We start from the raw sequence: 19,107 nt of genomic DNA, 5'->3' as shown, positions 1-19,107 counted from the left end.
CGTTGGAGGCCGAGAATGAACCGAACCGCGACCGCAGTGATCGCAGATGACGAGCCATTGCTGCGTCACCATCTTAATAAAAGCCTTGCCGAAGCGTGGCCCGAACTGGAGGTCGTCGCAACGGCAGCAGACGGAGAGCAGGCGCTGCAGGCCATTGAGCAGCACGCGCCGGACGTGGCCTTTATCGATATCCGCATGCCGGTGATGGATGGGATGTCCCTGGCTAAGCAGCTCAACCAGCTGACCGACCCTCCTTTGATTGTCTTTGTCACGGCGTATGATGAATATGCAATCAAAGCCTTCGAACAAAATGCGGCGGATTACCTGCTTAAGCCCATCTCCGATGCACGGCTCCACACCACTTGTCTGCGGGTCAGGCAGCGACTGGAGGACGTTAAGCCGACGGCTGAACATGGCCAGATGAGTCGGTTGCTGGCACAGCTGCAGCAGTTGTCAGCGCCTAAACCGGCGGAATACTTGCAGTGGATTAAAGCGACCTTAGGCGAGGACATTCACCTGATTGCTACCTCGGATGTGCTGTTTTTTAAGGCGGATGAGAAGTATGTGTCGGTTCATGTGCAGCAGGGGAGTGGCCCGCGGCAAGAGTTTTTGATCCGCACTTCACTTAAAGAGTTGCTCCAGCAGCTTGATCCGGAGCTGTTCTGGCAAATTCACCGCTCCACGGTGGTACAGGTAGGTAAGATCAGCAAGGTAAACAAAGATTTTTCCGGGCGGATGTTTGCGCATGTTGGCGAGCATAAACTTGCGGTGAGCCGGGCGTCACAAAGCTTGTTTAAAGGAATGTAAGCCAAGCGGAGGGGAACGGTTCGGCACGCTGTGGAAAGACCCACGCCACCAGACTCTCAGCCTGATGGCGTAGCGGGTTATAGTTTGAAACGTGCGACTAGGTCGTACAACTCGTTGGCTTTGTGATTTAGTGATTGACTGCCGGAGCGGTTTTGCTTGGCCAGTTGTGCTGACTGACCGCTTTGCTGGGAAATGATTTCTACGCGTTGGGAGATCTCTTGCCCTACCTGGTTTTGCTGTTCGGTTGCGGTGGCAATTAAGGTATTCATCTCCATGATATTGGCGATCGCAACCTGGATTTCCTGCAGAGCGAGTGAGGCGGCATGGGCTTGTTCAACGGTTGCTGCCCCCCGAGCCTGGCTTGACGTCATAGCCTGTACCGCGTTATCTGAGCCCGATTTCAACTGCTCAATCATTTGATGGATGTCTCCGGTACTTTCTTGGGTGCGACTGGCCAGTTTGCGTACCTCATCAGCCACCACGGCAAATCCACGCCCCTGTTCGCCAGCACGAGCGGCTTCGATCGCCGCGTTTAACGCCAGTAAATTGGTCTGCTCGGCGATGTCTTGAATGACTGCCAGCGAAGAGGAGATGTTTAACACATCCGATTCTAAGCGGGTGATTACCGAACTGGCTTGTGAGATTTCTTTTGCCAGTGATTCTACCGAATCTGCAGCGGAATCGACGATACGTTGCGCCTGTTGAGCATTGGCATCCGCTTCTTTCGCTGATTGGGCTGCCTGATTGGCATTGCCAGAGATATCACTGGCCGTGGCGGTCATCTCTGTCATGGCTGCGGCGACCTGTTCGGTCTCCTCCCGCTGGCCACCAGCCAGTTCGTCGACTTGTGAAGCGCGCTGTGACATCTGGGTTGTTTCGGTTACCACATCCTGCCCGACGGTATGAACGTTTTGAATGATGCTTTGTAAGCGTCCGACAAAGCGGTTGAAATTGAGGCTGAGCTGTTTGAACTCTGGTACGCTTGATTCGTCCATCCGCGCGGTTAGGTCGGCGTCACCGTGGGCAAAAGAAGCGATAGAGTGATCAAACAGTTGTATCGGTCGCATGATGCTGCGATTGACTAAAACGGCAAAAATCGCCACCACGGCGGCGATCGCGGCACAGAACAGCATGATTGCTGACAGGGTGGTCTTTAACTCCTGGTGTGCTGACGATTCCATTGCAGCAACGACGGCATCGATATCGTCGGTGTAAAACCCGGTCCCTAACATCAGATCCCAGGCGGGAACAAACATCGAATAGCTCAGTTTGGGCAGAGGTTCCGATTGTCCGGGTTTGGGAAAGTAGTAAGTGGTGAACTTGCCGGCTCTGGCATTCTTGAGCAAATCCTGGATCAGATAGTTGCCTTTTTTGTCCTGCAAGTTATAAAAGCTTTTGCCTACTCCCTGGTCATTTTTGCCGGCGACGATGCGCACGCCTTTGGAGTCATAACCAAAAATGTAACCACTCTGGCCGTATTCCAGCTCCCGAAGTACCGGTAACGCTTTTTCCAGCGTCGCATTTTGTGCCAGTAACGGTGCGATAGCAGACTGGGCCATCTGAACATAGTTTTTCAGCTCAGCTTTTTTCATCTCCATCATCTGGCTACGCGTTTGCTCGATCTGGCTTTGATTGTAGGCGGTGGTTTGATGATAAGTGAACCACATCATCCCCAGTGCAATAGTTAAAACCGGAATAATCGAAAGGATGTAAAGTCGTTTTCTGATCGTTAGATTCATGGAGACGTCCTTGCCGGGGCTTGGTTAAAATAAGGCTCACCGATACTGGTTTGCCCGACGATGTGGTTAATTATGGTGCTGACCCGGTTAACTTTAACCGAGTTGCATAATTGATTACACAGCGTTTTAACAATTTACGACTAAAGGATGAGCCAAAGGATAAATGGATCACTGCTAGCGATACGCGAGCTCAGGGTTGCCGCGAGAAGTTCCGTTGAGCCGGTTTGAGAGTTGATTGCGGTGACAGGGAAAGTGCTGGCAGTCATAACCAGCCAGGGACGCCATGCCGGGTGAAACGGCGCATTTTGATCCCTCTGCTCAGCAGAGCTGAGGTTTTTGCGCCTTGATTGTGTTGGTCGCCCAAAGTCAGGTCGTTATTCACTCAGCAAGTTATTCACTCAGCAAGTAGTGGTGCCAGTTGGCGTGAATGGTATCGTAGTTGTCTGCACAGAATTCTTTTCGGTCGCGCAGATAATCTGGCTCCAGTTCATCGAGTAAGGAGTGATGTTGCTTGGGGTCGCTGCCATAAACCAGGCACAGAGTTGAGAAGTAACGCTGCAAATCAAAACTGTGCTCATCGATGTATTCGCCAAAGTCGTAATACTCGGGCCGGTCTTCGGACTCAAAAGCAAACATATCAGCTGCACTGATCGCCATGCCTGCGCCGTCTTCGACATACTCGATCAGCAACATGGTCGCAAAGTTATCTACGGCATCTTCCTCTTTGCCCAGAATTGGGATGTTTTGGTCCACCACGTAGGCATGCCCCGCTTCGTGTAACAGTGTGTGCAGCAGGGTCTCCAGCGCACCTTGCCGCGCACTCTTGCCAAAGCGCTGTTGATATTTGTTGGATTCGAAATAGTGCAGGGATTGCTGATAAAAAGAGTAGGGAATATGGATGGTATAGGAGTCGGGATCAAACAGTGGCCCGGCCTCGCCACCGTAACTCAGCGTCAGTTTGCGTTGAAACGGAAACCGCTCCGCTGACAACTGCATGACGGTTTCGTTTAGCCGGGCGCGCTTGATTTCGTTAATAACCTGTTGTTCCGCGGGGAGCTCTGTGGCTTGGAAAACCACTTCTATGTTGGCTGGACTGGCAGCGGAGCAGTGACTGAAGGTAAGACAGGCCAGAGCTGTAGGTAAATACGCTTTCATGTTAGTGACTTAGTGGTGAGTTAGCATATTCCTGGATTATACACGGATACCAGGCCTGAGTAGTGATGTCAGACAAACCCATAGCCGCGGGTGATGAAAAACGCTCGCCAGCAGGCTGGGTGTTCGGGGGGACTAGAAGCCGGATCCTGCCTGGTCGGTACCGCAATGTACGTAAAAGAGGTAAATTTGCGCTGAAGTGGTATAATCCGGCTCCGTTTTGACGATAACACCTGTTATCAACGTGAACATTTCCTGGGGATCGGCTCTTAAATTTCCACGAGTCAGAGTGATTGCACTACGAAAGGATCGGGTAAATTTAGCCGGTAATAGCGCCGTTTAGCGCTGGTTGTTCGTCATGACGGGGAAGGAACTCTGTTAGGTAGTGATGGTGGTTTTCCGTTTAAGTAAGGGAGCCCGAAAGCGGTTGGGAAAAACACCATTGCGAACATACATATGTACTGAGGGAGCTCGGTCGGACGGCCTGGTAGCTCCTTTTTGCATTTTAGGGACTGGTGCACAGCGTACAACAAACATCGCTTTATTTAGCCCCTAAAATTCACCCAGGCACACATGACGGCCTGCTGATGTATGTTGGCAAACGTGACTGATGAAGCGGCTACTACGCAGAGGAGAAAGTTAACACTCAATCATTACGGAGGATGAAGAGTATAAGAACAAGAGGTTATATGAATCATTTGATTTCTGTTGGTGCACTGGAGTCTTTTCTGGTTGCAATCAGTGTGCTGTTTCTCGGACATTTTATTAATGCCAAATTCACCATTTTAAACAAGTTCAACATCCCCGAACCGATAGTCGGTGGCCTGATTGTGGCCTGTGTGATCACCGCTCTGCATTTTCACGGCATTGATCTGGAATTTGACTTACCGTTGCAAAATACCTTCATGTTGATGTTTTTCGCCACGGTGGGATTAGCAGCGAATTACACTCAGCTGATGAAAGGCGGCGCTAAAGTTTTTGTTTTCCTCGCCATCGCATCGTTTTACATCATCATCCAGAACGGGGTCGGGATCTCGCTGGCAACGGTATTGGGCCTGGATCCTTTAATGGGGTTGATCGCCGGTTCGATCACCTTATCTGGCGGGCACGGCACCGGGGCGGCCTGGTCACAGACCTTTCAGAATGTGTACGGGATAAATAATGTCCTGGAAATTGCCATGGCATCGGCGACGTTCGGCCTGATCATCGGTGGCCTGATTGGCAGCCCGGTGGCGCAGCGTCTGGTTGATAAGCACGGATTTGAATCTGAGTATGGCCGTGGTTCGAAAACCCACGAAAAATTCCCGGAGCTGGTGACTTATAACGAGTACGAAGAAGACAAAGTGACGGCGAAGAAAGTGGTTGAAAAGCTGTTCTTTCTGTTGATTTGTGTCACCGGGGCCAAGTATGTCGAGCAGTGGGTCAGTACCTTTGAAATCTCATGGCTGATGATCCCGGACTTTGTTTATGCGCTGTTTATTGGTGTGATCATTACCAACTTCCTGGAAGTGACCAAGCTGCGTCAACTGGATGCCGAGACAGTGGATATGCTGGGTACGGTATCTCTGTCGCTGTTTCTTGCCATGGCATTAATGAGCCTTAAGCTGTGGAACATCTTTGATTTGGCCATCCCGTTTTTGGTTATCCTGGCGGTGCAGTCTGTTGTTCTGGCCATTTTCTCTTACTACGTCACCTTTAAAATCATGGGCCGTAATTATAACGCGGCGGTCATCGCTGGTGGCCATTGCGGATTCGGCCTGGGGGCAACACCCACGGCGGTGATGAACATGGGATCGATCGTTAACCGCTTTGGTCCGTCACCACAGGCCTTTATGGTGGTACCAATCGTTGGGGCGTTCTTTATTGACATCGTCAACCTGATCATTTTGCAGGGGTATATATCCTTTTTAGGGTAATCAGCAAGGGAGCCACTGGCTCCCTTTTTTTATCTGGTGGTTCGGGCTTTACTCTGCTGACGTCTGTTCTTATTCTAGAGTTATAAATCAAGACGTTATTATTTTGGTGTTAACAGTCCGGTACCGGCAAGGAGAGCACGATGTCAGAAAAACATTCGACTTCAGCCCTGGCAAAAATGCGCGGTCAGGACCCAAAACAGCTGTTTGCGGATCTGACCCGCGCTGGCTATATCACCCGCAGCCAAGACAAATGGGTACTGACGGAACTGGGCGCCCGTTTTGGTGGCGAGTATGTCGATCACCCTAAGTTTGGTCAGTTTATTGTCTGGCCCGCCCATCTGCATATCGAGCTTGCGGCAACAGAAGGGGTAACCCTGAGTGCAACCCAGTTAGGAGTCAAGCTGGCCCTGAGTGCCAAACGGATGAATCAGCTGCTCAGTGAGCTGGGCTGGATCCAGCGCAGTGACGATGGCTGGTTGGCCACAGAGGCGGGGATCCGCGCCGGGGCGCAGCCGCGGGCGGAAAAAGCTTCCGGGCATCCGTTTGTTGTCTGGCATGATTCGGTCCTGCGCAATAAGCGGCTTAAACAGTCCGTGGTGGAATTTCTCGGCCAGGATGCAGAATCTCATGCCACTGATAAGTCTTATTCGAGCTTTCAGCAGAAATTCTTAGCCAAACATCGTACGTTAGATGGGCATTATGTGCGCTCGAAAGGGGAGTTATTGATCGATAACTGGTTGTATCTCGCTGGTGTGGTGCATGCTTATGAGCGGCAGCTGCCAATAGAGCAGGACGTCATGAGTGATTTCTATTTACCCGGTGGCAAAGTGTATGTCCAGTTCTGGGGCAGTGATCAAGGTGAGGTTGCACCAGCGCAACGTGATGCGATACGCGCGGTTTACGAGCAGCATAATTTTCCGCTGATTGAAATTGAAGTTCGCGAATTAGACAAGCTTGATGAGGTACTTCCTGCGCGCTTACGCCGCTATGGAATTCGTGCTTACTAGTTTTGAGCATAAGACAGAGACAATAAAAAACCCGTGCTTGTGCACGGGTTTTGTGTAACTGGCAGCGGTAAAGCATCAGAAGCCTTTTATGTTGTCTGCTTCCAGCTCAGAAAAGTACTTGACGGTTTTCACTTTGAGTTCTTGCTGTGATGGTTCATCACACACGATGACTGATTTCGGATGCAGTTGCAGTGCTGAGACCGTCCATAGGTGGTTCACGCTGCCTTCAACAGCCGCTTCCAGCGCTAACGCTTTGTTATGGCCGGTTACCAGGATCATGATCTCTTCTGCATCCAGCAGCGTACCCACACCGATAGTCAGGGCGTATTTCGGTACCTGGTTGATGTCGCCCTCAAAGAAGCGCGAGTTGGCGATACGCGTGTCTTCGGTCAGGGTTTTGATCCGTGTGCGCGATGAAAGTGATGAAGCTGGCTCGTTAAACGCGATGTGACCGTCATTACCAACACCACCCATGAACAAGTTAATTTTGCCGTAGCTTTTGATTTTGTCTTCGTAACGTTTGCATTCCGCTTCGTGATCGTCTGCGTTGCCGTTGAGCAGGTTGATGTTCTGTTCCTGAATATCAACGTGGTTGAAGAAATTGTTGTACATGAACGAACGGTAGGATTCAGGGTGATCCGCTGGAATTCCGATGTATTCGTCCATGTTAAAAGTTACAACGTGTCTGAAGCTCACTTCGCCGGCGTTGTAAAGTTCAATCAACGCTTTATACGTCGCAAGAGGAGTTCCTCCCGTTGGCAGGCCCAGTACGAATGGGCGCTCAGCCGTTGGTTGGAAGTCGTTAATACGCTTCGCGATGTGGGCGGCTGCCCATTTACCGACTTGTGCAGCTTTAGTTAACGGGATAAGTCTCATGTTTGGCCCCTAATGATTGGAATTCAAGTTGTACTGTGACATTAATTCGCATTATAAAATAAGTTATTGGCAACTGCTATTGTTTTAGGTCAAAAATTTGCCTTATGTTTACTTTTTGTTGAGCTATGGTCAGTAAATGCTTGAAATTTGCCGTTTTACTTCGGTTCTTTCGATATTCTTTTAAAGCGTTAAAGATAAAATTCATGATTGAAATTAAGTTGGCTTATGATCTTAAGCAAGCTTCAATGTGGCATGAACGTTTTTCGTTTACCATACTTACAGCATGTCAATGGGCGAGGATATCGCGATGAAAAACGAACTGGATCCCAGCAAAGTATTGCAAGCTTATGAATGTGTTATGGAGAAGGGTACCCCGACTGAACTGGGGAAAATTTATGAAGGGGTAGAGGCGTTTTCCGATTACGACGGTTACACGGTATATCTGCGTGGTAATGGGGTGGAACTCAAAGTTGGTTTTCACAATACCTATGAACTGGAGTATGACCAGGAGCACCTGCGTGACAGTTTTCTGAAAAAAGTGGCGATGTTGGCCAAGTGATGACGTGAGATGAATAAAGCCCCAACAGAAGTAACCGGCTGGGGCTTTAGGAGAAGAATAACGGTCAGTGCGGCTGCTTTAGCGATTCGATCAGATAGCGTAGGTTGGGTTCAAGGGCTGAGTCCCGGTCATCAAAGCGATGGAAGGGGCGTAATAACCAACCGCGTTCAACCATTTCGTCGATCAAATCTAAATAGCGATAGCTGCATTTCCCTATCAGCAAATTATCTAAACTGCGTTGTGTTTCCAGCTGCAGCATGTGTAGAAAGCCGTCTAAGTACAAGTGATCTTTGGTAAATCCACCTCCGCGGTATACCCGCGTTGTGGTGGTAAATGCACTGTCTTTATCCAGGCCCAGTTCTTCATACAGGTAGCAGTAAGTATTGTAAAAGTTCTGCTCCTTCAGCATTGAATCAACCGCTAACACCCGCGTCGCCAATACCTGCAACCGTTCATGCGACATAAAGCCAGCTTTGTATTCGGCCATGATCGCCATACCTTCTTGGGTGATGGTCGAACCGGGCAAGCCTAAACGAAACACGTTAAGCGGCTGCATCCTGGCGTTAAAAGTAGTCGCCATATGCACGCCCAATTCGTGTTGGATCAGGCGTTGTATTTCCGCCTGACTGAACGTTCCGGTGGAATTGACAAACAACGTCGGGGGATTGGAACTGACCATGGCACGAGCGGCCAAAGAGGCATTGAGTGTAACCTTACACTTCATTCCCCACTGTTTGGCCGCATCAGCCATCAATGCCTTGGCCTGCTCTGCATTGTGGTCTGCCCCACGCTGCTCGGGCAAGGTTTTCGCGTAGAGCAAGAACTGGGCATTCTTAATCGAACAGGCTGCTGGTCTGCCATGGTAACGCAGTGAGTTATAGAGAAAAGTCTCCTGGCCCACGCTGGTGAGCAGGTCAATTTTTTCCCCTAGTTTATTTACCATGTCACTGTACAGCTGGCGCATGTCCGGATCGGCAATTTGCTCAATCGGCAGCCGGTAGAGCTGATGTTTAAACTCGTTGGCGTGCAGCGGCAATTGTCGATAACGGTAGTTGGGCTGATAGCGGCTTGGCGCGGCATTAAAGCGTTTGCGTTCTGCCGTTAAGTTGGTTGGCGTCACATACTTTAATGTCTCTACTTTACGCGCCAGTTTATACAGCGCTTTATCGACGGATTTGACCGCCGGTTCAATCGAGGAGCTCAGCATGTCCGTTTTACTGACGCTGCGCCGGCGGTTGTAGCGACGCTGGAAGAACGCACTGGTTTGACTGAAGGCTTCTTTCAGTCCGGACTGCAGGCTCTCCAGCACCAGCGGATAGACGGTCCCCGTCTCTTCTTCCATAAAGACTTTTTTGACTTCGGTCGGTAAGACCAGTGTCCGGTCAAAGTGAGCGTTGGTGTGGGAGATCAGGTAGCCGCGGCCTTCAAACACCGCGTCCAGTTCTGCGCTACTCGACAGGTTTGGTAATTCAATCTTGTTCAGTTCATCGCGAAAGCGTTTGACCACCGCCCCCCAGCGTTCAAGGTCAATTTGTGCGGTCCCGATATTGAAGACCGGTGCGTCTTGCCTTTGGCGCTTGTAATTGTAGGAGTGAATGTCAAACACGACCACCATGCCAAACTTGGTTTCCAGTTTGTGGATCAGCGCTTCATACAGGGTGTAAAAAGCGGCGTGTTTGCGGTGGCTTTCAGCACGCTGCTTCTTTGACAGCGGCTTGCCCCAAACCTGCCGGCTCCAGGCCGACTTGTAGTAGGTACTTAATGTTAAGGCACGATTGAGATCGTATTCAAAGCGGGAATCTAAGCCGACTAACGTGATCGGTTGCGACAGGATCATGTCGTCGGTAAAGGGGTCCTCTTCGAAAAACCGTTCTTCTGCCGTCAGGATGCACTGTTTGGCGATGTCATTGCGAAAACGTGAGCCCGCATGGATCGCCGCGCAGACCACCGGCAGGTACTCATCAATTTTGATCAGGCACCCGGCACCAATCAGTTCACCGGAAAAAGGCTGCTCCCGCTGGATAAGCGAGAGCATCTCTTCCATCGTATATTGTTTATGGTTCGATGTGTGCATTTTTAATTGCGGAGCGGAAGGTACTTTTACGTTGTTGAAGAAGTTCTTTGGAGTTGACAATGTTCTCTGCAAAGTCAATGACCTGACGTTGCAGCCTTACACGGTTGAGTTTGTTGATCCGGGTGATCCCGCCCGGGCTCAGTACGTTAACTTCAACCAGTTTGTTTCCGATCACATCCAGGCCGGTAAAATACAACCCATCTCGAACCAGCTTAGGCCCGATGGCGGCACATAACCTTTTTTCTTCTTTGGTGATCGAGTGTTTCACCACTCGGCCACCCGCGTGGACGTTCGAGCGGATCTCGCCGGTGGCCGGTACCCGGCGCATTGCCCCGATCGGTTCACCATTGAGCATCAATATGCGCTTATCACCTTCTTCTGCCCCTTCGATGTAATCTTGCAGGATCACATAGTTGCTTTGGTCTCCTTCACCGATGTAGAAATCCAGCAGTGAACGGAAGTTCTGGCGTGCATTTTTTTCTATCACGATCACCCCATGACCACCAAAGCCGTTGAGTGGCTTAAGGATCATTTTTTCACTGGTACTCTCTTCCAGTACGTGTTGCAGGTAATCGCGATTTTTAGATACGTGTGTTGCCGGAATAAACTCGCTGGCTGCACCGCCCATGCTTGCGGTGTAGAGTTTATTGTTGGCTAAACGCAGACCTTCAAGATCGTTGATAATGAGAGTGTCGTCCTTGATCGAATCCAAAAAGTTTAAGGCCAGGTTATCCAGTGGTGGGTTGGCGCGCATAAAAATCACGTCAAAGCCCGCCATTGGCAGGCGAGCTTTCTGGAATTGTGCTTGACGATAAAACGTTGGAATCTTCTCTGAGATCTTTTGCCCTTTTTTCAGGACCTGACAAAAACCGTAAACGGTACTATCACGAATGGTCAACCCGCTTGTTGTTGTAACTGCGACCGTGTGGCCCCGCGCTGCGCATTCATGGATCATCCGTAGCGTGGTGTCTGATTCAGGGCAAACACGGTCCCATGGATACATCAAAAAGCAAATATGCATTAATTTTCCTCAGTTAAGCTGGTGTCTTCTTCAGAGTAATCATCACTCGCGTCAGGTTTGGTGCGACCGTTGAGAGTATGAAAACGCTTACGACCACGAGCTAACTGGGCGTACTTAAGCCATGTGCGTTCTAATTTGGATTTCGCTTTGCCCGGGTGCTCAAGGACTTTGACAAAGTGTTTTTCCTCGGCATTGTCAGGTTGCAGTTCCCCTGTTTCCAGCCCAAGCATGGTATCCCCATAAAGTGTTAGGATTTCCTCTTCGGCAAGAGTAAAATCACCCGACTTTGCAAAGCCGCGTGGGAATTTTACGTTGTCGTAAAAACGTTTTTTGCCATGACGAAATTGAGTGTCAGACATAGTAACAGCCTCTATAACCGTGTTAACGATGAGTGATGAATTACGGCGAAAATTAGGCTGAAATCTGCCAAAAGAAAAACAAAACTTTTTTATCGTCAGGATAGGGTTTACTTGTTAGTCTGGTTGTATATTGACCAGGGGATATTTTATGGACGTAAAGGTCTTTCGAACATTTTTAGAAGTGGCCAAGGTTCGTCACTTCGGGCGTGCCGCTGAGAATCTCTACATTACCCAAGCGGCGGTCAGCGCGCGGATCAAACAATTAGAAAGTTACTTCGATACGCAATTGTTTATTCGTGATCGGAATAACATTAAATTGACCTCGGCGGGCGAGCGTTTAGTTGGTTATGCCCAAGTCATGGTGACGACGCTGCAACAGGCGAAACTGGAACTGTCGCTTGAAGATGGCAAAGCATTGCAACTGACCATGGGTGGTACCCCCAACATCTGGGATGCGTATTTGCAAAACTGTTTAAGCGTGGTCACCGATGCGTTTGGCGGCTATGGCTTCATGGCTGAGGTTATGGGCCGCGAAATGCTCAGTCGCAGCCTGGTTGAACGTACCCTGGATATGGCGTTTGCGTTTGATCAGATCAAAGCTGATGAGCTGCATTGTAAAAAAGTGGCCGATTTAGTACTGGTGTTGGTTTCCACTGAGCCCGATTCTTTAGATTCGGCATTTGAGCAAAAATATGTGTATGTCGACTGGGGAACCCGATTTGCGTCTGAGCATGCAGATCGCCATCCTAAGATCCCAGCGCCGTACCTGCGTACGTCGACGGCACGTATTGCTTTGGATTTCATTCTGGAAAAGGGCGGTAGTGCCTATTTACCGGTTTCATTGGTGGAGCCGTTTATTGCCAGTGGCCAGTTGCACAAAGTCCGTGGAGTCGCAGATTGGTATCGTCCGATTTATCTTAGCTACCGCAAAGCCAGCACTTCGCTGGATGCGATTAAACAGGTCGAAGAGTTAGTCAAAGGCATCGATCCTTTGACGGCTTACAGCTTGCAGCAGATCGGTGAACTACCCGTCGATGAATGACATGCTGCCTTCTCCGTTTGGTGCCGTGACGAGTGATGTCTGGTGGCGGGGTCGGATTTTGGCGGATACACACACGCAAAAAAAAAGCGCAGGGGGAGCTGCGCTTTCATGCTTAGTCAAAAGACAAGGAAGGGTTCTTACAAATTCATTAAACTCTCAAGAGATTCTTCTACATTGTGGTAGTGATAGGTGTGAATTGTTGCCCCATCGGTCGCGTTGATTTGTATTTCTGAAATATCGTGCTGTGAGTTAGTTTCCAGCAATTTAAGCGAATATTCAACTGAATTGCTGGTGATAACTCGTTGATTGCTAAGCATTATGATGCAAGTATGTAGATTCATAGCCAATTCCCTTTAGCCAACAGGTTGTCTTATTCTTACTTAAAATTAGCGTATAAAATGCAGAATACCAAGCTATCTCAATATTGAGTTCCGAAAATGGCTAACGGAACGTGTTCATCGGTTCTACAATCAAGTTATCAGACTAGCCAAGGGGCCAACCCTGAAGGAACACCCTATGCTTGTACACCCACATTCTGCGCTGACCGCCGAACAATGCCACAAAGCCCGAATGTCACGCGACAGCCGGTTTGACGGGCGTTTTTATGTAGCGGTGAAAACCACGGGGATATTTTGTCGCCCAGTTTGTCCGGCCAACCTGGCGCAAGAAGCCAATGTGGAGTATTTCATTGATAAAACTCAGGCATTAAAAGCCGGATATCGCCCGTGTTTGCGTTGCCGACCCGACAGTGCACCCAATTCATGGGCGTGGAAGGGGGCTGAGACAACTTTTCAGCGGGCAATTAAGCTAATTGACCAAGGTGTATTGCATCACCAGTCTGTCAAGGCTCTGGCGGAGCGGCTGGGAATTTCCGATCGTTATTTGCGCATGCTGTTTGAACAATATTTAGCCATGTCGCCCAAGCAATACGCACAATACCAGCAAGTGATGTTTGCCAAACAATTGTTGCACTCCAGTTCGATGTCGGTCACTGATATTGGCTTTGCGGCGGGCTTTAACAGTACCCGCCGGTTTAACGATGCATTTCAAAAACTGCTGAAACTGACACCCTCACAAGTGAGACGCAAACACTTTGATGCAGCGGGCAGTAACCGGATAGCGTTGCCGTATCGGGGTGAGCTCAACTGGCAGCATATGCTGGATTTCTACCGCTTGCGGGCTATTGACGGTATCGAGCAAGTAACCGGGCACAGCTACCAGCGCAGTGTGCTGCTGGACAGTGGCCAGGCCTGGTTCAAAGCCAGCCAGGGGCAGGGCTACCTTGAACTGGAGTTCGATCTCGATGTGGTTGCCAACTTACCAAACTTGGTCGCGGGTGTTCGTCGCATGTTTGATTTGGATGTGGATATTCGCAGCGTAGAGCAGCACCTTGATTTTGTTGCGGCGGGATTGGTGGCTAACTCAGGTATTCGGATTCCCGGTGTGTGGAGCTGCTGGGAAGCCGGCGTGCGTGCCATTTTAGGTCAGCAGGTGTCAGTGAAAGCGGCGATTACTCAGCTTAACTTGCTGGTGGCGCGCTTAAGTGCTGAGCAGCCATCATGCCACTTCCCTACCCCCGATGAGATCGCGAGTGCGGATGTGAGTTTTCTGCGCATGCCGCAAAGCCGTAAGGAGACCCTGGTTCGCTTTGCGCAGTTTATGCAGTGTCATCCGGAATCTGATCCAGAGCAGTGGCTGGAGTTGAAAGGTATCGGCCCATGGACGGTCAGTTATGCTCAGTTACGGGGCCAATCTCAGCCCAACTGCTTTTTGGATAAAGATTTGGTGGTGAAAAAGAACCTGCCGCGCTATCCATCACTCAATGCCTATACCGCTTCCCCCTGGGGAAGCTACGCAACCTTTCACTTGTGGAATCAATCATGAATACGACGTTTTACACCAATTGGTTTAGCCCGCTGGGGGACATTACCATTCAAGCCAATGCGCATGGTTTACTGGGTATCTGGTTTGAAATTTGTACAACCAAACCGGATAACTTAGGTGAACGCCATGATCTGCACCCTATTTTGTCTCAGACGGTGACACAACTAGGCGAGTACTTTGCCGGTCAGCGCAGTCATTTTGATCTGCCGTTGGCCGCGACGGGCACTGATTTTCAGATGAGGGTCTGGCAAGCACTCACGACAATTCCTTATGGTGAAACCTGGAGCTATCAAGAGTTGGCTAATGCCATCGGTAACCCCAATGCGGTGCGTGCCGTCGGGCTGGCGAACGGTAAGAACCCGATTTCTATTGTGGTGCCGTGCCACCGTGTGGTTGGCAAAAGTGGCAAACTTACCGGATACGCCGGGGGGGTTGAACGTAAGCGACGTTTACTGGCATTAGAGCAGGGCCAGCCGGTTTGAGTGAAGCTATTCTCAAATTCCGGCCAGACTTGCATCATCCGTAATGTTTTATGTGTAGGGTTGCCTGAGTAAACCAAACAACCTACGAGTAAAACAAGGAAAACATGGATATGTTTTGCAAAACGGATTTTGATGCATTTATTAATCAAAGTTGGCAGCAGCTCGAAGTAAAACCAGAGCAGCTTAAGTTGTATCAGTCTACAACCCCCGCCGCCAAGCAATATTTCTGTGGCGAGTGCGGCATTTATACCCATCATCAGCGCCGTTCCGACCCGGGTGAGTTCGGCTATAACCTCGGCTGTCTGGAAGGGATCAATCCTTATCTGTTGGTGGACGTGCCAGTTATGGATGGGGTTAACCATCCATCCGAACGCCCACCGGCTAGAGGCTAAAACAGGCTGCCGTTGAGCCATAAGTGGGTCCAGATACTCATGGCGTAGCCAAGCGCAATGACCGGGGCCCACTTGAGGTGACCAAAGAAGGTGTATTGGCCGCGTGCTGCGCCCATCAGTGCCACGCCGGCGGCCGAACCGATCGAGAGTAAACTGCCTCCCACCCCAGCAGTCAGCGTGACAAGCAACCAGTTACCCATTGACAGGTTGGGCTCCATGGTCAGGACGGCAAACATCACCGGAATGTTATCCACGATGGCGGACAGTACTCCGACCATAACGTTCGCCCAGACTGGATCCCACTCGGTATACATCACCACCGAGACCAGTTCGAGGTAGCCAAGCAGACTCAACCCTCCGACACACATCACCACACCATAGAAGAAGAGTAAAGTATCCCATTCGGCGCGAGCAACACGGTGGAATACATCGAATGGCACCACAGAGCCTAAACGTTTTAACGCATAGTCATCCCCATTGGCGATGGCGAGTGCGGCTTTCTTGGCCAGTGAGTGTGACAAGGTTTTACGCAGAAAGTAGCCAAAGAACTGCAGGTAGGCCAGCCCCATCATCATGCCCACCACGGGAGGGAAATGCAGCACCGCGTGAAAGGCAACCGCAGTGGCAACGGTCAGAATGAATAATCCGACAATACGCCTTGCGCCGCGCTTCAGTTCAACGTGCACATGTACGGTGTTAGGTTTGGTGTCGGGGACAAACATCGACATCAGCAGGGCCGGGACAAGGTAGTTGACCAGTGACGGGAACAACAGCGGCATAAACTCGGAAAACTGGACATGACCGGCTTGCCACACCATCAGGGTGGTGATATCCCCAAACGGGCTGAAGGCCCCGCCGGCGTTGGCAGCAATGACTATGTTGATACAGGCTAAGTTAACAAAGCGGGGATTGTCACCGGAAACTTTAAGCACCACGGCACACATTAGCAGCGCCGTGGTCAGGTTATCAGCGATTGGAGAAATCACGAAAGCCAGTGCGCCCGTCAGCCAGAACAATTTTTTGAAGTCAAAGCCTTTGCCTACCATCCATGCTTGTAAAGCATCGAATAAGCGGCGTTCTTCCATTGCGTTGATGTAGGTCATCGCCACCAACAGGAACAATAATAGCTCTGCGTATTCCAATAGATTGTGTTCCAGTGCCGCTTTGGCTATTTCAGGCTGCTGGTGTTGGGTGTAGGTATAACCAATCAGGATCCAGATCAATCCGGCGGCGAGTAAAACCGGCTTGGACTTACGCATGTCCAGGTATTCTTCCAGCATTACCAGGGTGTAGGCGATAGCAAACAGAGCCAGCGCGGTGTAACCGACAGCTGAATGCGCCAGGTTTAGATCGGGTGTAGTCGCAGCGTAGCTGGGTGTTGTGAGCAACAAGCAGCAAATCGCGACGAGGGGATAGATTGGCATAGACATTTCTCCTTTGTCTTTATGGAGAAATATTAGCCACTTATTAAGAGGTTGAGTGTGAGAGAGTTCGAATTAACCGGAGTTGTTACCAACCCTGCGATGCAAAGCACTACTTTCTCAATGACGCGATACCTGCTGCGCCAAATAGACATACCGCGGCGTATAAGCCATAAGTTAACCAATGGCTAATTTCCAGCAAAGGAATAAGTCCCTGACTTGCCCACATACAGCCTCCGTTTAATGAGCAAAATTGATAGATAAGGCAAGCAATGTAAAATAACTCCGGGAGATTTTTTGTGAGTCGATACAAATTATTGTGGATTAAAGCGCTGCACTTAGCTTGAGTGAGAGAGAACTCTCATTTTTGTTCCAATCCGCTCTCTTACCAGAGAGCGTACGTGGATGCAGCGCTGTGAGGATGCTGTGACCTAGCGGAGCAGTAGCCCTTTTAATCGTGTCGCTTCAATACCTTTGACTAATAGTAATGTCACTACCAGGGTGGCCGGGTAGATAAACAGATCTTTGACTAAGCCATCAAGGGCTAACATACCAGCGATGTTCATCATGACGATGACAACCAGCAGGTGGCTCACGTATATGCCCAAAATACTCGGTGAAAGTGCCAACACCCAGTTCATTCTGCCAAAGTTAGGGTGGGCCAATAACCACATGAATATCCCAACGGCCCACAGCGGGGTGCCAAACAGAAAATCGTGTACGTTGAATGGTACCTCATATGACATTAGCCAATATGCTTCAGCAAGGTGGAGGAGCATGCCAATTAAGATCAGGCGGATGGTATTGTTGCGGGATATTTGCCATTGCTGCTGCCGGGCGAGATAACCAAGCACGACCATCAGGGTGCTGAAGAAGGGGCCATTGCGGGTAAAGAAGGGGACCGGTAGCTCTGTCAGTGTCTGATAGCTCCCGCCTAATACCCCGTAAACATACAGGGCCCCTGCTAACGGTAGCATCCATGCAGTAAGGCCGGTATGCACGGTGAGGGCAATGATTGCTACGGCGATGAGCAGTGCAGGCAAAAACCACAAGTGAACCAAACCACCTTCCATTAGTGAGTTAAGCGGATCCATCAGCAGGTAGCCCCAATAACCCATGCGCTCAGCAAGGTAGCCTGCTTCAGCAGTGGTTTGCCACTGGAATGGCATCAGCAGAGACAGCAGGCTCCAGACCAACCAGATTTTGACTAATGGCTTGGCGTAGTTTTTAAGGGTGGTGATGGGATCCTGGCTGAGTTTGGGTTGGATAAGGTACCCTGAAATCACAAAGAACAATGGTACACCGAAGCGGGCGAACTGGTTGAGTAGGTAGCCAATCCAAGGTATGCCGTCCCATTGCCAATAGGTCAAGGCCATCTGGCAGTGCAGGCCGATGATTGCCAGCATGGCAATGATGCGGGCAAACTCTAAACTTGCAATTTTGTCTTTTGTCGTCATCCTACTTACCTAATTAATAACGTGAAAATGGCAGAAAACTAACAGTTATGGGCGAAGTTGGATCAGAAAAATGTCAATTTTGTCGTAAAGCCAGATAAGAACGTGAGCTATTTTAGACACTGTTCAAATTTTCTTTGTGGTTGCGCCGGTTGCCTGGTTTCCCATCCGGGAAGGTTGTCTGAATGGCATGTTGCGTACCGCTGGGTCAAAAAACTTGCAAAATAGAACGAGCGTGCTAAAAGTATCCAAATGAAAAAAGGAAAAGTGACTAAAGAGCTGATTTTGCAGCGGGCATTTCTGCTGGCCAGTGAAAGCGGCCTGGAAAGCCTCACTATTGGTGAGTTAGCCAAACAGTGTGGTATGTCGAAAAGTGGTTTGTTCGCTCACTTCAATTCCAAGCTAAATCTACAGCTGTCGGTGTTGGAGTTTGCCAATCAAGTGTTCGCTGCGCGTGTTATCACCCCGGTTAGAGAGTTGGGCAGCAGCTGTATCGAGCGCAAGATTCGAGCGTTGTTGGATGCGTGGATGACATGGAACCATGCGTTCCAAGGCAGTTGCATGTTCCTTGACGCTTGGAATGACACCGCAGAAGAGGGATGCGCGCTGCAAGCGGCGTTGCGTAAATCGATTGATACCTGGCTAAATTACCTGGAAATTCAGATCAAGAAAGGCATAGAAAACCAAGAGTTTGCTGCCGATTTAGATACGCGACAAGCGACCTTTGATTTGTACGGGCAGTACTTGAGTGCGCACGTGTTTTACTCCATCAAAGGACAAGAAGAGAGTCAGAGATTGTTCTGGCAAGGCATCGATAACTTGTTTACTCGGTGGAAGCGCTAGCCCCGCGGTTACGGGCATAGCAAAAGATTAATAGCAAAGGGCGACACAGAGCGCTCTTTCTTATCAGCTTAAAAAGCAC

17 protein-coding genes and 1 pseudogene are annotated in these 19,107 nt (G+C 49.9%); 9 read left to right on the top strand and 9 right to left on the bottom strand.

Going from position 1 to position 19,107, the window contains the following annotated elements:
* The first annotated feature begins 15 nt into the window (after positions 1-15).
* A complete protein-coding gene (locus P2G85_RS16295) occupies positions 16-807 on the top strand; it encodes a LytTR family DNA-binding domain-containing protein (protein ID WP_275865121.1) in 792 nt (263 codons plus the stop codon).
* Positions 808-884: 77 nt separating this feature from the next.
* Here P2G85_RS16295 and P2G85_RS16290 read toward each other — a convergent pair whose 3' ends face one another.
* Positions 885-2,546, bottom strand: coding sequence for a methyl-accepting chemotaxis protein (locus P2G85_RS16290; RefSeq protein WP_275865120.1), 1,662 nt, complete (start codon positions 2,544-2,546; stop codon positions 885-887).
* Between the two features lie 390 nt (positions 2,547-2,936).
* The gene (locus P2G85_RS16285) at positions 2,937-3,701 is read right to left on the bottom strand and encodes a DUF4344 domain-containing metallopeptidase (protein ID WP_275865119.1); all 765 of its coding nucleotides are present in this window, start codon (positions 3,699-3,701) and stop codon (positions 2,937-2,939) included.
* A 686-nt stretch (positions 3,702-4,387) separates the two neighbouring features.
* Between P2G85_RS16285 and gltS the strand changes: the two genes are divergently transcribed.
* Together gltS and P2G85_RS16275 are read left to right on the top strand one after the other, a co-directional pair.
* A complete protein-coding gene (gene gltS, locus P2G85_RS16280; protein ID WP_275865118.1) occupies positions 4,388-5,614 on the top strand; it encodes a sodium/glutamate symporter in 1,227 nt (408 codons plus the stop codon).
* A gap of 140 nt (positions 5,615-5,754) precedes the next feature.
* Complete coding sequence (locus P2G85_RS16275) at positions 5,755-6,621, top strand: glycerol kinase (protein ID WP_275865117.1); 867 nt, start codon at positions 5,755-5,757, stop codon at positions 6,619-6,621.
* Positions 6,622-6,696: 75 nt separating this feature from the next.
* Here P2G85_RS16275 and nagB read toward each other — a convergent pair whose 3' ends face one another.
* Positions 6,697-7,497: a glucosamine-6-phosphate deaminase gene (nagB, locus tag P2G85_RS16270; protein WP_275865116.1), complete on the bottom strand. Its 801-nt coding sequence runs from the start codon at positions 7,495-7,497 to the stop codon at positions 6,697-6,699.
* A gap of 307 nt (positions 7,498-7,804) precedes the next feature.
* Here nagB and P2G85_RS16265 point away from each other — a divergent pair, with 307 nt between their 5' ends.
* Positions 7,805-8,056 (top strand): DUF3081 domain-containing protein, encoded by a 252-nt coding sequence (locus tag P2G85_RS16265; protein WP_275865115.1) that lies wholly within the window; start codon positions 7,805-7,807, stop codon positions 8,054-8,056.
* Between the two features lie 64 nt (positions 8,057-8,120).
* Here the strand turns inward: P2G85_RS16265 and P2G85_RS16260 are convergent, their stop codons facing one another.
* From P2G85_RS16260 to P2G85_RS16250, 3 genes are read right to left on the bottom strand one after another with little or no spacing between them, the layout of a single operon-like run.
* Positions 8,121-10,130, bottom strand: coding sequence for a flavohemoglobin expression-modulating QEGLA motif protein (locus P2G85_RS16260; protein WP_275865114.1), 2,010 nt, complete (start codon positions 10,128-10,130; stop codon positions 8,121-8,123).
* Positions 10,111-11,151, bottom strand: coding sequence for a glutathione synthase (gene gshB / locus P2G85_RS16255; protein WP_275865113.1), 1,041 nt, complete (start codon positions 11,149-11,151; stop codon positions 10,111-10,113). The genes P2G85_RS16260 and gshB overlap by 20 nt, the downstream gene beginning before the upstream one ends.
* On the bottom strand, positions 11,151-11,510 hold the full coding sequence (locus P2G85_RS16250; RefSeq protein WP_275865112.1) for a DUF413 domain-containing protein: 360 nt from the start codon (positions 11,508-11,510) through the stop codon (positions 11,151-11,153). Before P2G85_RS16250 ends, gshB begins: the two co-directional genes overlap by 1 nt.
* 148 nt (positions 11,511-11,658) lie before the next feature.
* Between P2G85_RS16250 and P2G85_RS16245 the strand changes: the two genes are divergently transcribed.
* On the top strand, positions 11,659-12,552 hold the full coding sequence (locus P2G85_RS16245; protein WP_275865111.1) for a LysR family transcriptional regulator: 894 nt from the start codon (positions 11,659-11,661) through the stop codon (positions 12,550-12,552).
* 137 nt (positions 12,553-12,689) lie between these two features.
* On the opposite strand, the gene P2G85_RS16240 is transcribed toward P2G85_RS16245, so the two are convergent.
* Positions 12,690-12,893, bottom strand: coding sequence for a hypothetical protein (locus tag P2G85_RS16240; RefSeq protein ID WP_275865110.1), 204 nt, complete (start codon positions 12,891-12,893; stop codon positions 12,690-12,692).
* Between the two features lie 175 nt (positions 12,894-13,068).
* Here P2G85_RS16240 and P2G85_RS16235 point away from each other — a divergent pair, with 175 nt between their 5' ends.
* From P2G85_RS16235 to P2G85_RS16225, 3 genes and pseudogenes are all read left to right on the top strand, one after another.
* Positions 13,069-14,436: an AlkA N-terminal domain-containing protein gene (locus tag P2G85_RS16235; RefSeq protein ID WP_275865109.1), complete on the top strand. Its 1,368-nt coding sequence runs from the start codon at positions 13,069-13,071 to the stop codon at positions 14,434-14,436.
* Positions 14,433-14,918, top strand: a complete 486-nt coding sequence (locus tag P2G85_RS16230; RefSeq protein ID WP_275865108.1) for a methylated-DNA--[protein]-cysteine S-methyltransferase — start codon at positions 14,433-14,435, stop codon at positions 14,916-14,918. Before P2G85_RS16235 ends, P2G85_RS16230 begins: the two co-directional genes overlap by 4 nt.
* Positions 14,919-15,094: 176 nt before the next feature.
* Positions 15,095-15,310 (top strand): annotated as a pseudogene (locus tag P2G85_RS16225) (GFA family protein); the annotation flags it as partial.
* Here the strand turns inward: P2G85_RS16225 and nhaD are convergent.
* Positions 15,307-16,734, bottom strand: a complete 1,428-nt coding sequence (nhaD, locus tag P2G85_RS16220; RefSeq protein ID WP_275865107.1) for a sodium:proton antiporter NhaD — start codon at positions 16,732-16,734, stop codon at positions 15,307-15,309. The pseudogene P2G85_RS16225 and the gene nhaD sit on opposite strands and share 4 nt — an antisense overlap.
* 428 nt (positions 16,735-17,162) lie before the next feature.
* Entirely contained in the window at positions 17,163-18,188 is a 1,026-nt protein-coding gene (locus tag P2G85_RS16215; RefSeq protein ID WP_275865106.1) for an acyltransferase family protein, read from the bottom strand.
* Between the two features lie 249 nt (positions 18,189-18,437).
* On the opposite strand from P2G85_RS16215, the gene P2G85_RS16210 reads away from it, so the two are divergent.
* Positions 18,438-19,028: a TetR/AcrR family transcriptional regulator gene (locus P2G85_RS16210; protein ID WP_275865105.1), complete on the top strand. Its 591-nt coding sequence runs from the start codon at positions 18,438-18,440 to the stop codon at positions 19,026-19,028.
* The last annotated feature ends 79 nt before the right edge of the window (positions 19,029-19,107 follow it).

This window comes from Vibrio sp. CAU 1672 (genome assembly GCF_029223195.1).
Classification (GTDB): Bacteria; Pseudomonadota; Gammaproteobacteria; order Enterobacterales; family Vibrionaceae; genus Vibrio.
Note: the sequence above shows the minus strand (reverse complement) of the source record. Positions and strands in the feature narration are given on the sequence as shown.

Bases quoted from the DNA above. Each gene is read 5' to 3' on its own strand.
- P2G85_RS16265 (WP_275865115.1), top strand. From the start codon at position 7,805: ATGAAAAACGAACTGGATCCCAGCAAAGTATTGCAAGCTTATGAATGT.
- P2G85_RS16260 (WP_275865114.1), bottom strand. From the start codon at position 10,130: ATGCACACATCGAACCATAAACAATATACGATGGAAGAGATGCTCTCG.
- gltS (WP_275865118.1), top strand. From the start codon at position 4,388: ATGAATCATTTGATTTCTGTTGGTGCACTGGAGTCTTTTCTGGTTGCA.
- P2G85_RS16240 (WP_275865110.1), bottom strand. From the start codon at position 12,893: ATGAATCTACATACTTGCATCATAATGCTTAGCAATCAACGAGTTATC.
- P2G85_RS16210 (WP_275865105.1), top strand. From the start codon at position 18,438: ATGAAAAAAGGAAAAGTGACTAAAGAGCTGATTTTGCAGCGGGCATTT.
- nagB (WP_275865116.1), bottom strand. From the start codon at position 7,497: ATGAGACTTATCCCGTTAACTAAAGCTGCACAAGTCGGTAAATGGGCA.
- P2G85_RS16235 (WP_275865109.1), top strand. From the start codon at position 13,069: ATGCTTGTACACCCACATTCTGCGCTGACCGCCGAACAATGCCACAAA.
- P2G85_RS16290 (WP_275865120.1), bottom strand. From the start codon at position 2,546: ATGAATCTAACGATCAGAAAACGACTTTACATCCTTTCGATTATTCCG.
- nhaD (WP_275865107.1), bottom strand. From the start codon at position 16,734: ATGCCAATCTATCCCCTCGTCGCGATTTGCTGCTTGTTGCTCACAACA.
- gshB (WP_275865113.1), bottom strand. From the start codon at position 11,151: ATGCATATTTGCTTTTTGATGTATCCATGGGACCGTGTTTGCCCTGAA.
- P2G85_RS16245 (WP_275865111.1), top strand. From the start codon at position 11,659: ATGGACGTAAAGGTCTTTCGAACATTTTTAGAAGTGGCCAAGGTTCGT.
- P2G85_RS16275 (WP_275865117.1), top strand. From the start codon at position 5,755: ATGTCAGAAAAACATTCGACTTCAGCCCTGGCAAAAATGCGCGGTCAG.
- P2G85_RS16295 (WP_275865121.1), top strand. From the start codon at position 16: ATGAACCGAACCGCGACCGCAGTGATCGCAGATGACGAGCCATTGCTG.
- P2G85_RS16250 (WP_275865112.1), bottom strand. From the start codon at position 11,510: ATGTCTGACACTCAATTTCGTCATGGCAAAAAACGTTTTTACGACAAC.
- P2G85_RS16215 (WP_275865106.1), bottom strand. From the start codon at position 18,188: ATGACGACAAAAGACAAAATTGCAAGTTTAGAGTTTGCCCGCATCATT.
- P2G85_RS16285 (WP_275865119.1), bottom strand. From the start codon at position 3,701: ATGAAAGCGTATTTACCTACAGCTCTGGCCTGTCTTACCTTCAGTCAC.
- P2G85_RS16230 (WP_275865108.1), top strand. From the start codon at position 14,433: ATGAATACGACGTTTTACACCAATTGGTTTAGCCCGCTGGGGGACATT.